Here is a 14,061-nt window from a genome sequence, read left to right as displayed (position 1 = left end):
GGAAACGGACGACTCCGGCAATGGCGATAGGTCTCTGCTCTCGCCCCTTATCAACCCAGGAAATCCTCTGCATGAGAGGGTTTCGATACATCTCCTCTTAACGAACCAGTGCCCAGGCGCTCAAGCGGCATTTACGCTGGCAGAATTGCCAGTCTCTCGATGAGTTGCGCGAACGTGTTGCGGCGGCCCTCGACACCCTGACGCCAGAGTACATCATCTCCTTGACCTCCTACAACTTCATCCTAGAAGCCCTGTTTAGCGCAGCTTTATAAGTAATTGGTATTAGACAAGGAGCAGGAAAAACTGTCCCGCTTGGAGGTCATTTGGGTTGACCAGGGCTATTCGGGTCTGAACTTCAAGCGGGCTGTGCAAGCCGTCTGCGGAGACAAGGTTCGCGTTGAGGTGATTGAGCGTGAGTCCAAGACGTTTAAAGTGTTGCCGAAGCGTTGGGTGATCGAGCGCAGCTTTGGATGGCTAAACCGATATCGACGGTTGAGCAAGGATTATGAACTGCACACCGAAAATGCCGAAGCTATGGTTTATGGAGCGTTCATCCGTCTCATGCTGCGTCGCCTGGTGGCTTAAGATTTACTTTGCAAATTAGCTCTGATCAGACTGATATACCCCATCTTGTGGGTCTTGCGAAACAACGACCTGGCGTTTTTTAAAGTCGACAATCCAATATTCACTAATGCCAGCTTTGGCATAAATTTCGGCCTTGTAGATGCGATCGCGCTTCAACGTCGAGTCAGCAACTTCAATTAACAGCAGCACATCCTGCGATTGGGGGTGGCGATCGCGATAGCGATTTTCGTCAATACGAACAATGGCAAAATCAGGCTCCGGTTCAGACCCTGGGGCTAGGGTAATAGGCAGTTGCACCCGCACCTTCGCTCGGTTGGCAAAGACAGCCTTGAGGTAGTCGCCCCCGTCATCAATACGAGAGGCGTGGGGCGGGTCTTGAGGTACCATTTCAACAATTTGACCATCTAAAAGCTCCACCCGATCTTCTGGGGTTAAAATGCCAGCAGAAATCATGCGGTGGTAATCATCAACCGTCCATCGCTTTAAAAAAAGGTCAGCGCTAGTTAGAGAAGACGCCTGCACCATGCCGACTTAAGTGCCCTCTGTGGATGGCTAAACACATTTTAGACCACCATACCGCAGCACTCCTGAAGCCGCTTTAACCCCAATCTTGCTTTAAACACCTCCACTACCCTTTACCCATCTATCCCCTACCCATCTATCCCCTACCCATTACCCCTCGCCCACCTGTACTGCGGGGCGAATGCTGCGGTAGCGATCCTGGCGAATCCAATCCAGCACCGACTGAATTTCGATCGACTTTTCGCCCAGGGTATTCAGTAGGTGCGAGCCTAACTCTAGGGCCGCCTCAAACTCAGGCTGCACCACCTCCCTGGCTCCCAGTTGGGTGAGCACATCGATCTCCTCGTTGTTGTGCGATCGCGCAATGATATCCAGCTCAGGGGCTCTGAGCAGCGCCCGTTGCAGCACCAGGCGGGTCGTCGTCGGGTCGGGCAGGGTAATGGCCAGAGCCTTAGCGGTTTCCAAGGAGGTTTTCTCTAGCACTAGCTCGCTGTCGGCATCGCCGTAGACAAAGGGAATTTGCACCAGGGGCGCATGGCGATTGCGCAGGCGCTGAATCGCGGTCTCGCTGTTTTCGACCACCAGCACCGAATAGCCTCGGCTGAGCAGCACATTGACCAGCACCTCGCCCACCCGGCCATAGCCCGCCACAATCACATGGTCGTGAATATCGCCAGGTACCGACAGCAGTTTGGGTTCTTCAGCCTGGTTGAGAAAGTCTTTTAGCACCGGCAGGTTGTGCAACCAGTCAGATACCTTGGGGGCCAGGGTAATCCACAGCGGCGTGAGCATGAGCGAAATAGCGATCGTGCCCAGCAGCAGGGAGTAGCGTTCCTCGTTAATCAGCCCCAGCTCTAGCCCCATCAGGGCCAGCACAAAGGAAAATTCACCGATTTGGTTGAGCCCAAAGCTTGCCCTCACCGCCGTTTTCAGCGAATAGCCAAACCCCAGCACAATGGGCAAAATAATCAGCGCCTTGCCCACCATGATCAGCGCCACCAGCTCTAGAATTCGTCCCAGATCGTCCCAGATCAAATGGGGGTCAATCAGCATGCCAATGGAGGCAAAAAAGAGGCAGGCAAAGGTGTCGCGCAGGGGCAAAATCTTACCCAAGGCCTGGTCTGCATAGTCAATTTCAGAAATCATCAGGCCAGCAACGAAGGCCCCCATGGCGATCGAGAGGCCCAGGAATGAGGTGATCCAGGCAATGCTCAGGCAGAGGGCAACCACGGTGAGCAAAAACAGCTCGCTGCTCTCGGTAGCGGCAATGTGCTGAATCAGCTGGGGCACCACCCAGCGGCCCAGGGCGATCGCCCCTGCCAAAAACAGCCCAAACTTGAGCGCCGCAACCGCCAGCGCCGGCCCCAGGGCATCGGGCTGGTTGAGCACTGGCAGCACCGCTAGCATCAACCCCAGGGCGAGATCCTGAGAGATTAGCAACCCCAGCATCACCTGGCCATGCACAGTGGCGGTTTCGCCGCGATCGGTGAGGGTTTTGAGCACCACCGCCGTAGACGACAGCGACAGCACCAGCCCCAAAAAAATGCCCTGAAGCGGGGAATTGGCCGTGCCCGACAGCAGCGACACCGAGCACACCAGCAGCGTGGTCAGCCCCATCTGCAAAAAGCTGCCCTTGAGAGCGATATCCTTTACCCGCTTGAGCTCGGTCAGCGAAAACTCGACCCCCAGGGCAAAGAGCAAAAAGGCAATGCCCACCTCCGCCAGCCCCTGAATTTGCTCCACATCGGTCTGTAGCCCAAGGCCAAAGGGGCCGATGACCAACCCAGTGACGAGGTAGCCCAGCAACGCCGGCTGCTTGAGTCGATGGGCAATGTAACCGCCAATAGCAGAGGCCCCCAGGGCCAGGGTCAAATCAAGGACAAAATTCGGTTCAGCGGTCATACAGGATTACGATAAGGCATTAAGAATTAGAGCGTTTACAAAGCCCCCTGCACCAGTGGATGCAGGGGGCTGATAACAGCCAAAAACAGCAGCTTGGGTGAACGAGGGCTAGATGTTGCCCTGGCTAACCGCTCAGCCAATCGAAAGGGGCGAGATCCCCAATCTTATTGTCACTAATAAGTGGTGCGCGCGCTATGAACTGGGTTGAGTTAAATTAACCTCTGGTTAATGCCCGCTAGTGCTGCGATCGCGCCCTTCATCCATCCTGTCTAGATCGAGCCTCGCCGACGGAGCGATCCACTCTCGCGATCGCAACGCCCCAGCCCTTGACGCTGCTTTGCGGCGCGGTTACTATGCGGGTGTTGTGCAATCTTGCGCCGTAGCTCGTTAATGTCTTCTTTGCAGCTATCCCTCGCCCCTCTCTTCAGCCTGCTACTGGGACTGCTGCTGCGCCTTGGGCGCAACTAATTTTTAAAACAAAGGCAAAATGCCCTGAATAGCTCGACTCCCCAGGTCACAGGTTTTCCCTAGACCTGACTACTGCTGGGAAGTTGGGGCGCTGTTATCCGGCTCGATCAAGGTGCAAGGTATAGGGTTTACGGCCGCCTTCAACCCTATATCTTGCACCTAAAACCTTCTTCTCGCCGTTGCCATAGTGCGATGACTCGACAAGCTTTTTACTGCTGAAATCTTAGAGACAAACCCATGTTGACCAACCCCGCCGAAAAGTATCGCCCCTTTGCGCCGATCGCATTGCCCGATCGCACCTGGCCCAACCATGTAATTACCAAGCCCCCCATTTGGCTTAGCACCGACCTGCGCGACGGCAACCAGGCGCTCATTGAGCCGATGTCGGTCGAGCAAAAGCTGCGTATGTTTGAGCTGCTAGTGGCGATCGGCTTTAAGGAAATTGAGGTGGCCTTTCCCTCGGCTTCAGAGACCGACTTTAACTTTGTGCGCCGCCTGATTGAAGAAAACCGCGTGCCCGACGATGTGGAAATTCAAGTGCTGACCCAGGCGCGGGAAGACTTGATTCGTCGCACATTTGATTCCCTTGAGGGAGCTAAGCGGGCGATCGTCCACGTCTACAACGCTACGGCTCCAGTCTTCCAGCGGGTGGTGTTTCGCAACGACTCAGCTGCAACGATCGCATTGGCAGTAAACGCCGCAACCCTAATCCGTGATTTGGCGACGGAGCGGTCCGAAACCCAGTGGCGCTTTGAATATTCGCCGGAGGTGTTTTCGCAAACTGAGCTAGAGTTTGCGCGGGATATCTGCAATGCGGTGTTGGAAGTCTGGCAGCCGACGCCCGATCGCAAAGCGATCATCAACCTGCCCGCTACGGTAGAAAGCGCCACCCCCAACGTCTTTGCTGACCAGGTGGAGTGGATGCACCGCCATTTGGCCTACCGCGATAGCGTCGATTTAAGTGTGCACAACCACAACGACCGGGGCTGTGCGATCGCCGCGGCCGAGCTGGGTCAAATGGCCGGAGCTGATCGGGTCGAGGGCTGCCTGTTTGGCAACGGCGAGCGCACCGGCAATGTCGATATCGTCACCCTGGCGCTAAACCTCTACACCCAGGGCATTCATCCGGGGCTAGATTTCTCGCGCATTAACGAGGTGGCTCGCATTGTCGAAGACTGCACTCAGCTGCCCATTCACCCCCGCCATCCCTACGTGGGCGACCTGGTGTTCACCGCATTTTCGGGCTCGCACCAAGATGCGATTCGCAAAGGCTTTGCGGCCCGCAACCCAGAGGATCTGTGGGACATGCCCTACCTGCCCCTCGACCCTGCTGACCTGGGCCGCTCCTACGAGTCGGTGGTGCGAGTGAATAGCCAGTCGGGCAAGGGAGGCATTGCCTTTTTGCTGGAGCGCGACTACAAACTCAGCCTGCCCCGCCGCTTGCAGATTGAGTTTAGCCAGATAGTGCAGCGCGCCATGGATGCCACCGGCAAAGAAATGACCGCGCCCATGCTGTGGGATCTCTTTGAGCAGGAGTATCTGCGGACCAACCTGCCGTTTAAATACGTCAGCCACCACTGGCAGGATAGCGAGACGCCATCGACCATTTCCACAACCTTGGAATGCGGCGACGTAGTGCTCACCCAAGCAGGCCAGGGCAACGGCCCCATCGACGCCTTTGTAGATGCGCTAAATCTAGGAATTCGGATGCACAGCTATGAAGAGCGGGCTATTGGGCATGGCAGCGATGCCGATGCGATCGCGCTGATCGAGATCGCCGCCGATTGGCTGGAGGGAACCATTCACGGGGTGGGCATTCACAGCAGTATTGTCACGGCTTCGCTGTTGGCGGTCTTGAGCGCCGCTAACCGGGGGCTGGCGACCTTAACCCCTAGCCAGAGACAAACGGTTTTGTCCTTACCGCAGACTGTTTCCTAAACAGCGCTTCTACGGGTGAATGCCGGCTGCCAACGGTCGAGCTGTATTCACCCGTAGATTTTTGCTACCTACTTGTTGCCAACTCTGGCTCAGATCTCACGTAGCTTATGGCGAAGGGCATGAGCTGGGTAACGGCTTGCTTAGTGAGTTGGCGATCGCTCTGACTCCACGCGCGGGGCTTTTCGAAAACACAAGCCTGCAAAATGCCCCACAGGGTTTGCTCAGAACACAAATGGGCGTGAATCAAGGCTCGATGCCCAAAAGTTTGGCGCTCAAACTGTCGATTCAACACCTCTGGACCAGCCGTTTCCACGTCCTCCACAAAAATACTGGGCTGAGCCTTGAGAGCAGCCGCAAACATGGGGTCATCCTTTGCCAAAGCCGGATCTTCCGGTTTCCACGCAGGGTCATAGATGATAGGTACCGATGACCGCTCTCTCCAGCAAAAGGGCACTCGTCCTATTTGAGCATCGGGAGAGCGCAGGTACAAAAAGACGCGATCGCACTGCAGCTGCTGCCCTAGCTTGGCCAAAATATCATCCATTACTTGCGTTGCATGTTGGCTATGGGGCGGTACCTCAAATAGGTGATTGAGCAGTGTTTCTAGCGTATCGCCATGGGTCGCATTGGCAACAGAGTCATTTAGTTTGGGCATAGTTCTCCCTAGTGGTTACGTCAGCACCTTAAAACCGACTCCCACGGTTCTCCCCCTGTCATGATGAGGTTTTAGTCTCATCCCTTTGAGAGAAATACTTCGGTTGGGGTATGCGGCGAGCTATAAGATTCAACAATGTTCAAAGCGGATGAAGATATGCCCTTCGAGCGATAAGCTTCTTCAGAGAGTTACCTAACGTATCACTAGAGGTTCAGCAAGCAGGTCGCTAGCTGACTCGCAGTCTTGAGTAAATATTAGGTAATTTGTGATGAAAAATATTTTTGGAACTTTAAAAGAAATGCTGAGCCGCATTTACTGGAAACAGTTTGCGGTTGCTTGCTCCGCTATTGTCATTCTGCTGACCGCCAACGGCGTCAAAGCTGAGCAAAATGCTACCAATCGCGCTTATTCTAATGAACTGCCACCTACGCAAGACGTTGGTCGCCCTCGCACTATGGGTCAATGGGAAGCCGAGAACGAGTCGCTAGAAGGCCAACCTGGCAAAAAACTCAAGCGCATCGCCGAAGAGTCGGCTGACGCGGTTAAAAATATGGCTGAAATTTACCCCCAAAACGCCAGAACTCTGACTCCTGGAGTAGGCAATGGGGAGTTGCCTAACGACGACTAATCGTTAGCCATATTAATCACTCTAGTTTTAGGTCAATCACTGTGCTCCGTTGAGATTTCTTAGCGGAGCACAGTGAATGTATTAAGACGAATTTTTACATGCCTTAAAACCACAGAATTGGAGCAATTTTTGTTTTTCCAGATTTATTTAGAAGTAGTGAATTATAAAGTTGGTGAGGTTTGAGGAGCGTTGGCTCTGCGATGAATTAAGAGCATTTGTACTGCTTCTTTCTATGAGAGTCGAGTAGGTGCGGAGTGGTTAGATGCGATCGCCAGTCTTTCAAAACCAGCTAATTTTCCCTCTACACCAGCATCTTCTTATTTGCATCAGTAGAAAAATTCTCTAAAAACGCTTCAGATGAAACGTTAGCCGTTATTGAAAGCTTCACTCTATCCAATGACTTATCAATAACTATCTCTCTTTGGAGAGGCTCAAATTCACCAAACTCTTTAGAGTCTAGTTAATTGTTGCGGGTTCACCTCTTCTAGTAGGTAGTAAAGAGCTTTACAAGCTGCTGCGAGCTTACCCAAAACCGTTATCTGACGTTTACCTTAGAGTTATCATGAAAGCTGCACAAAGATTTGCATTAATCATCGGCATATTTTATCTCGCCATCGGTGTTCTAGGCTTCATTCCTGCCCTAGTTTCCCAGTCTGGTGGTATGCCCCCTTCGATCGAGAAGCTGGGCGTTGTTTCTGGGTTCGGCTATTTGATGGGTCTATTTCCAGTCAATACGCCTCACAATATTATTCACCTTGTTACAGGTCTGTTGGGAGTCGTTGCTTCTATTGCGTTAGATAGCTCTCGCCTATACTCTGGGCAGTTGGGTATCTATTACACTACTCTGGCTGTTCTAGGTTTAGTACCGGTTGCCAATACTTTCTTCGGCCTTTTTCCGCTCTATGGAGCCGACGTCTTTCTGCACGGGCTAACAGGCGCACTGGGTATTTATTTTGGCTTCTTTGCTACCCCCTCCCTGCTAAAGCTGTTCAAGAAAGAGCTCAAGGAAGACGCCGTTTCTGGCGAAATTCTCTAGCTTTTTGCTAACGTTTAACCAGTAGATAGTGCCAACCTGCTTGAGCTAGATGCGTTGGAAGTAAAAATATCTTCCAACAACCTAAATCTCAAGCAGGTTAGGTTCTATTTAAGTTTCAGCGTTAATTAAAATCAGGGTGGTTTACCGCCGATTACGTCGGCAGTATTGACTAACTGTTGATTGATAGATGAGTTCAAGTGATCGTCATGGCCCAAACTTTCAAGAAAGGAGACAAGGTTTCCTGGAGTACCTCTCAAGGAAAAACCGTGGGTACAATAGTTGAAAAGCTAACCTCTCGCACCGAAATCAAAGGCCACACTGTTGCTGCATCTAAGGAAAATCCTCAGTATTTGGTAGAGAGCGAAAAAACAGGTAGCCAAGCTTCCCATAAACCAGAGGCGTTGACTAAGGAAGACTAGTTGTCTCTACTGGCACTGGCCTATTGAGCGTATAGCGCTGGCCCAGCTAGTAGTTCACTGAGCAAGAGTTGACAGCCACGCGAACAGTTTAGATACAAGGTTTAAGGCATACTGTGTGTCTTAAACCTTGTAACCTTGTCTTACATCACAATCTCCTACGGACGGTCAGAGCCGAGTTGGTAAAGTATCTGATTAGAACACGGTCGGTTCGCGCAGAATTTGGTTAGAAAAAATATGCCCGCTAAAGGACTTAACTTTCTTTAGCGGACATATTTTTGCCAGTAGTTTTGGGATAATTCCTAGATGAGCTAGGACGTCATTTAGAGTCGGTCAACCAGTAGCTCTAGCGACCCGTAGAGCCGGGCAAAATGGGTTGCTCGACGGCCTGACGGTAGATTTCAGTCTCTTCGTTAAATTCGATCGGCAGCACGGCCACCACGTTTTCGTGGGGGCGGGGGATGATCACCCAGGTCTCTAGAATGCCACCGGGGGTTTTTTCGGCGGCTTCTACCCCAGCGGCCATGGCGGCTTTGACTTCGGAGACATCGCCACGAATGTTGATGGCGAAGCGAGCACTACCGGCGCGAATGTAGCCAATGAGCGTAACGCGCCCGGCTTTAACCATCGCATCGGCGGCGGCTAGCACCGGGGGAAACCCTCTGGTTTCGAGCGACCCGACAGCCTGTGGCATGGTTGTACTCCTGAGAAAGTTTTGTGGGTAAAAAATTCAACCTTCATTGTACGGGGCGGTGGTAGCGATCGCGCCGTGTCGATTTATTAAAGACTGTGGGGGGGTTGTAATAGTGGAGCTTATACCCGAAACGGTTCTGAGGCTGACGTAAACCCGATGGGCAAAATCGCGTCGATATTGTCGGTGGGGTTGGGGATAATCACGTGGGAGGTGACTTCGGCCAGGTTGGGACAGGCTTTGGCTGCGACCAGTCCGGCTTCCATGGCGCGCTTGACCTCAGCCACCAAACCGCGAATTACCACGAACTGCCGCCCACTCTCGGAACGATCTTGCACCGAGACGGTGACGTTGGCCGCTTTGACCATGGCATCGGCGGCGGCCAGCACTGCGGGAAAGGTTTGGGTTTCGATGACGCCGACGGCAATGGCCATGGGGGTGCTCCTAGGGGAAAGCTGTGTTACTTAGCTCTCAATCATACCTTGATGCCGCTGGGTTCTCCGGCGGTGGCGATGATGCGATCGCACCCAGATTCCGGCTTGGCCCAGTCGCAATGGCAGTCTTTGGGGTCGCCCCAGCACAAGCTGAGATACAGCTCATCTCGCGTGGCGGATAGCTCGGCCCATTCGCTGGCGGCAATCAGTTGTTCCACCGCCTCTGGGGTGGTGGGCTGAGGCTGATTTCCGGCCATCCACAGGCGCAGGCTAGCGATGGATTGCCGCCAAAACTCGACTATGGCTGGCTTTGCCCCCACCAGAGCCAGCTTATCGGCGGGGATAGCGATTAGCTGGGGATGCAGCTCGGGCACGTGTAAGCTGCGGCCCTGAAACCGGCAGGTGTGCCACACCAGCCCCGATACCCCGTGCTGGTGCTGGTAGTCATGAATTTGGGCGCGAAAGTCTTGAATAGCAAACACTTTGCTCAGCTTGTCGGCCCCGATCGCCTTTGAGAGCACCGGATTGTCAATGCGATCAGCGGAGGACAGCACCACCCGCTCGCCCTTCCAGGTGGCGCGAAGTTCCTGATCGAGAAAGTCCAGGAGTTGTTCGGTGGTGTAGGCCATAGGGTTATCTTATCAAGCACACTGGGGGAGTTTTGTGCCCGACTATAGTTTCCTAAGGCGTTCTATCAAAAGTGCATAGATACCGTCAGCATTGGCCGTTTCGATCACGGTAGCGTTAGCGGGGGCAGCAGGGGTCGGGTGGCCGTTGGCCACGGTACGCCCCAAGCAGAGGGTGCCTTCAGTTTCAATCGCCAGGTGCATGGGCCGACCGCTAAAGAGGTCGGGGCGCAGCAAATAGGCAAGCACGCAGGGGTCGTGGAGGGGTGGCGCAGCTAGCCCGTGGCGTTCCAAATCTAGCTGGCCGTAGTAGCGCAGCATGCCCGCAGCGGCTTTGCCCACGGGGGTGCCCAGAGCCTCAAGCGCTGCCAGGCGATCGGGGGTGGTGACGACCTGGTGGGTGACATCCAGGCCGATCATGATCAGGGGCAAACCCGCATCGACTACCACCTTGGCGGCATGAGGATCTACATAAATATTGAACTCAGCAGCGGGGGTAATATTGCCGCATCCCAAGGCTCCACCCATCATCACCACTTGGTCAATGTTCTGGGCGATCGCGGGACACTGGATCAGGGCTACAGCTAGATTGGTGAGTGGGCCGAGGGTAGCTAGGGTAATCGGCACCGAGGTGGTGGTGAGTTGTTCAATCAGAAACGCAACGGCGTGTTGAGATTGCAGCGGCATCGCGGGTTCAGGCAGTTGGGTTCCCTGCAAGCCGGTTGCGCCGTGGATGTCTTCGGCGGTGGTGAGCGATCGCAGCAGGGGGCGTGGGCAGCCCGCATACACCGGCACATTGGTGCGCTGGGCCAGGTGGCAGATGCGGCGAGCATTGGCCTGGGTGAGCGCCAGCGGCACGTTGCCCGCCACAGTGGTGATGCCCAACAGATCGAACTCAGCGGCGGAGGCGAAAGCAAGGAGCAGGGCGATCGCATCGTCAACCCCAGGATCGCAGTCAATAATCAGAGGTCGCGGCAGCATAGACAGATTCCAAACAGAGTTCTACAGGGGGTGGCACAGCGTAGCCAGCAGAGGCCACGGGCGCTGTCCTAAAATACGCTGTGTAGGTACTGCATCGATTTCCCCCGCTAAGGAGGTTGCCCCTTGTCTGCTGCACTGCGTCTCACGGTCATGGTATCTGGGCTGAGTCTGCTGCTGGTCGCCGGTTGTGCGGGCAGTTCCCTTGAGCAGTCGCTGGAGGCCGATCCACAACTGCAAGATCGGCCCGTATTCAGCGGCGAAGAGCCTGAAACCCCGGCGATCGCAGAGGCCGAACCCGACCCAGTCGAGCCAGTCGCCGAGCCCACCGAGGCCGACTCCCCAGAGCCAGAATCCTCACCTGAGGGCAACGCCACGGCCCGGCTCGACGAAGTGCCTGAAGACCTGCGCCCCTACGTGCAAAACTGGCTAACCCTCGGCCTGGTCGAATCAGCACGCCAAACGGCTGATGGCACCACAGCCAAGCCCGAGTTTGCGCCCAACCAAACCATTAGTCGGGGCGAATTTGCCCACTGGCTGATCACCGCCAACAACAGGTTTTACAAAGATGTACCGGCCAAGCGCATGCGCCCCGCCGCCGCTGGCACTGCTCCCGCTTTTCAAGATGTGCCCGCCTCGCACCCTTACTTTGCCGCCATTCAAGGGTTAGCCGAAGCGGGGATTATTCCCAGCGCTAAGACCGGCAATGCCACCGCCGTCACCTTTCGGCCCGATGCGCCCCTCACCCGCGAAACTCTTGTACTGTGGAAGGTGCCCCTCGATTCGCGCGCGCCGCTGCCAACCGCTGCTGCCGACGCGGTCGCTACCACCTGGGGCTTTCAGGATGCCGCTAAGATCGAACCGCTGGCGATGCGGGCGGTGCTAGCCGACCACCAAAACGGCGATTTTGCCAATATTCGCCGCGTTTTTGGCTATACCACGCTGTTTCAACCCCAGAAAGAAGTTACCCAGGCTGAGGCGGCGGCGGCTCTGTGGCGATTTGGCAACCAAACCGAAGGCATCTCTGCTGAAGACCTGCTGAGACGGCCTACTGCCCCGTCAGGTTCCCAAGAGTCGACTAACCCTATAAACTCTCTTTAACTTCCGCAGGATTACCGACATGTTGGGTTCAAGCATATTTAGGGCATAGGCCCAGCAACTTTCCGTCGCTTAAATAACGCCGAACAGAGATAGCCCCATACCCACAAATGCCAGCACCCCCGCCACAATCATGATGGCGGCGGGCATGGCTTTACGGGTCTGCATCCAGCGGCGAACGAAAATAAACACTAGGGCCGCTGTAACTCCCATCGCCATTCCCGCCCCGCCAGCCGAACCGGCCTGCCACAGCCAGGATCCAGTCAGCAGTAGGACGGCGCTCACCAACCCAGTGAATAATGACGCCTGGCTGCGGACCTGGGCATAACCCATCAGACCGCCGATCGCAGAGAGGGCAGCATAGGCGATCGCACAGAGGGCTCCAGTGGGCATGGCGGCTTGCACAGTAAGAACATTCTCAGGCTAGCGAGGTTTTTGCTGCCGCACAACCCTAGCCAGCAGAGCGTATCGGAGGGGGCGATCGCCACACTTACAGTCGGACTTCACAGAATCACTTGTGTATTAAATAACACATATCTCTTTGTGCTAGTTAATACTTTGAGTTCCGTTTAGGAACAAATTTTTCGCGCTCTAGTCTCAAATTCTGCCAGCTCTTGAAAGATAGAGACTGAAAGTAAATATTCTACGGAAAACAATTACAAAGAGATCATGAAGAGGAGATTTTTTTCATGATCCCTGCAAAATGATTGTGATAGTTTCCCTACCACGGAGTGCTTTAATGCACTGACAGCCCGCCAAAAGAGGCACCTTAGACTTCCCTACAGTCGTTCGAGACATCACTAAGATATCTACTTTTCTAAGAGATACTCTGTTTCGAGAAAAGTTGGCGATTAGTTCTCTACATAGTCATTTTTTCGCGTGGCTCAGCAGTTGTTCTTAGGAATCATCGGTTCATGAATCTCAGCCCAGGTCAAGCATCGAGACCCAGTATTTCTGTCATCATCCCTGTGTATAACGGTGGTGAAAGCTTCCGCCGTTGCCTTGAGAGCCTGAGACAATCTGGTCGGCAGCCTGACGAGGTGATCGTGGTTGCCGATGGCGACACCGACGGTTCATGGGAAGTGGCTAAAGCGTTTGGGACTAAGGTGTTTCGCTACGACTCGGCGGGTGGACCAGCCCGTGCCCGCAACCGAGGAGCGTCTATGGCCCGGGGAGACATTTTCTTCTTTATTGATGCCGATGTCACTGTTGGTCAAGACACCATTCTCAATGTCGAAATTGCCTTTCAAAAAGACGTCAACCTAGCAGCGCTGATTGGCTCTTACGACGACGAGCCAGGGGCCTCTAATTTTCTCTCGCAGTATAAAAATTTGTTTCACCACTACACCCATCAGATGTCGTCCGAAAAGGCTTCGACCTTTTGGGGGGCCTGCGGGGCTATTCGAGCCGAGGCGTTTCATGCCGTGGGCGGGTTTAACGAGCGTTACCTTAAACCCTGTGTCGAGGACATTGAATTGGGCTACCGGCTGCGGCGGGCGGGCTACACTATTCGCCTGTGCAAGCACATTCAGGTCAAGCACCTGAAATGCTGGGAGCCGGTCTCACTACTGCGGGCCGAAATTTTCTACCGCGCCCTGCCCTGGGCAGAACTCATTCTCAGCCAGGGGCAGCCGATGAATGACCTCAACCTCGATCGCACCAACCGCTTGAGCGTGGTGCTCACCTTTGCGGCGCTGGGGTGTCTTCTAGGCGGATGGATTGCACCCTTTTTGTGGATTGTTGCGATCGCCATTATGGTCGGGCTGCTGGTCATCAACCAGCGGGTTTATCGCTTCTTTTGGTCTAAGCGCGGGCCGCTCTTTGCCCTACGGGTCATCCCCTGGCACTGGTTCTACTTTCTGTACGGCGGTGCCGCCTTTGCCTACGGTTTGGTGACCTATCGGTTTCGGCGATTTTCTACCTTTGCTGACTAATTTCCCAGCTATCTTTCCGAATTTTAATCAGCAGAGAACGCCCCGAGGCACCGGTTGACCACAGCCACTACCTGCCGCTGCTGCGGTTTGGACGGCAGCATTTTATCTATGGTCGAGGAGCCTACTGCTTGAACCCGGTGCGATTGTAGC

General features: G+C 54.4%; 14 protein-coding genes and 1 pseudogene. 7 read left to right on the top strand and 8 right to left on the bottom strand.

The genetic code is table 11. From position 1 onward, the window contains the following. Positions 1 to 276 precede the first annotated feature (276 nt). Positions 277 to 585 (top strand): annotated as a pseudogene (locus H6F57_RS14855) (transposase); the annotation flags it as partial. Positions 586 to 600: 15 nt separating this feature from the next. Here the strand turns inward: H6F57_RS14855 and H6F57_RS14850 are convergent. Both H6F57_RS14850 and H6F57_RS14845 read right to left on the bottom strand, forming a co-directional pair. Beyond that, entirely contained in the window at positions 601 to 1,110 is a 510-nt protein-coding gene (locus H6F57_RS14850; RefSeq protein ID WP_190795015.1) for a Uma2 family endonuclease, read from the bottom strand. 147 nt (positions 1,111 to 1,257) lie between these two features. Continuing rightward, positions 1,258 to 3,009, bottom strand: coding sequence for a cation:proton antiporter (locus H6F57_RS14845; RefSeq protein WP_190627328.1), 1,752 nt, complete (start codon positions 3,007 to 3,009; stop codon positions 1,258 to 1,260). 705 nt (positions 3,010 to 3,714) lie between these two features. On the opposite strand from H6F57_RS14845, the gene leuA reads away from it, so the two are divergent. Next, the gene (gene leuA / locus H6F57_RS14840; protein ID WP_190627327.1) at positions 3,715 to 5,415 is read left to right on the top strand and encodes a 2-isopropylmalate synthase; all 1,701 of its coding nucleotides are present in this window, start codon (positions 3,715 to 3,717) and stop codon (positions 5,413 to 5,415) included. 64 nt (positions 5,416 to 5,479) lie between these two features. On the opposite strand, the gene H6F57_RS14835 is transcribed toward leuA, so the two are convergent. Next, positions 5,480 to 6,070: a GAF domain-containing protein gene (locus H6F57_RS14835; RefSeq protein WP_199289718.1), complete on the bottom strand. Its 591-nt coding sequence runs from the start codon at positions 6,068 to 6,070 to the stop codon at positions 5,480 to 5,482. A 268-nt stretch (positions 6,071 to 6,338) separates the two neighbouring features. Between H6F57_RS14835 and H6F57_RS14830 the strand changes: the two genes are divergently transcribed. The 3 genes from H6F57_RS14830 (at position 6,339) to H6F57_RS14820 (ending at position 8,153) form a co-directional block, all read left to right on the top strand. Further along, complete coding sequence (locus H6F57_RS14830) at positions 6,339 to 6,698, top strand: hypothetical protein (RefSeq protein WP_190627325.1); 360 nt, start codon at positions 6,339 to 6,341, stop codon at positions 6,696 to 6,698. A 562-nt stretch (positions 6,699 to 7,260) separates the two neighbouring features. Beyond that, positions 7,261 to 7,734 carry a DUF4383 domain-containing protein gene (locus H6F57_RS14825; RefSeq protein ID WP_190627323.1) on the top strand — a complete coding sequence of 158 codons (474 nt, stop codon included), beginning with the start codon at positions 7,261 to 7,263 and terminating at the stop codon, positions 7,732 to 7,734. Between the two features lie 206 nt (positions 7,735 to 7,940). Then, positions 7,941 to 8,153, top strand: a complete 213-nt coding sequence (locus tag H6F57_RS14820; RefSeq protein WP_190627322.1) for a DUF2945 domain-containing protein — start codon at positions 7,941 to 7,943, stop codon at positions 8,151 to 8,153. 343 nt (positions 8,154 to 8,496) lie between these two features. Here the strand turns inward: H6F57_RS14820 and H6F57_RS14815 are convergent, their stop codons facing one another. From H6F57_RS14815 to H6F57_RS14800, 4 genes are all read right to left on the bottom strand, one after another. Further along, positions 8,497 to 8,844, bottom strand: coding sequence for a carbon dioxide-concentrating mechanism protein CcmK (locus H6F57_RS14815; protein WP_190627320.1), 348 nt, complete (start codon positions 8,842 to 8,844; stop codon positions 8,497 to 8,499). Between the two features lie 119 nt (positions 8,845 to 8,963). Further along, positions 8,964 to 9,275: a BMC domain-containing protein gene (locus H6F57_RS14810; RefSeq protein ID WP_073609865.1), complete on the bottom strand. Its 312-nt coding sequence runs from the start codon at positions 9,273 to 9,275 to the stop codon at positions 8,964 to 8,966. A gap of 41 nt (positions 9,276 to 9,316) precedes the next feature. Further along, complete coding sequence (locus H6F57_RS14805) at positions 9,317 to 9,904, bottom strand: hypothetical protein (protein WP_190627318.1); 588 nt, start codon at positions 9,902 to 9,904, stop codon at positions 9,317 to 9,319. 42 nt (positions 9,905 to 9,946) lie between these two features. Further along, the gene (locus H6F57_RS14800; RefSeq protein WP_190627316.1) at positions 9,947 to 10,882 is read right to left on the bottom strand and encodes a nucleoside hydrolase; all 936 of its coding nucleotides are present in this window, start codon (positions 10,880 to 10,882) and stop codon (positions 9,947 to 9,949) included. 123 nt (positions 10,883 to 11,005) lie between these two features. On the opposite strand from H6F57_RS14800, the gene H6F57_RS14795 reads away from it, so the two are divergent. Then, a complete protein-coding gene (locus H6F57_RS14795; RefSeq protein WP_242024883.1) occupies positions 11,006 to 11,980 on the top strand; it encodes an S-layer homology domain-containing protein in 975 nt (324 codons plus the stop codon). A 69-nt stretch (positions 11,981 to 12,049) separates the two neighbouring features. Here H6F57_RS14795 and H6F57_RS14790 read toward each other — a convergent pair whose 3' ends face one another. After that, positions 12,050 to 12,370 carry a TMEM14 family protein gene (locus H6F57_RS14790; RefSeq protein ID WP_190627314.1) on the bottom strand — a complete coding sequence of 107 codons (321 nt, stop codon included), beginning with the start codon at positions 12,368 to 12,370 and terminating at the stop codon, positions 12,050 to 12,052. 521 nt (positions 12,371 to 12,891) lie between these two features. On the opposite strand from H6F57_RS14790, the gene H6F57_RS14785 reads away from it, so the two are divergent. Then, complete coding sequence (locus H6F57_RS14785; RefSeq protein ID WP_190627312.1) at positions 12,892 to 13,911, top strand: glycosyltransferase; 1,020 nt, start codon at positions 12,892 to 12,894, stop codon at positions 13,909 to 13,911. The last annotated feature ends 150 nt before the right edge of the window (positions 13,912 to 14,061 follow it).

It is taken from the genome of Leptolyngbya sp. FACHB-60 (genome assembly GCF_014695775.1).
In the GTDB taxonomy this organism is placed as follows: Bacteria; Cyanobacteriota; Cyanobacteriia; order Phormidesmidales; family Phormidesmidaceae; genus Nodosilinea.
Note: the sequence above shows the minus strand (reverse complement) of the source record. Positions and strands in the feature narration are given on the sequence as shown.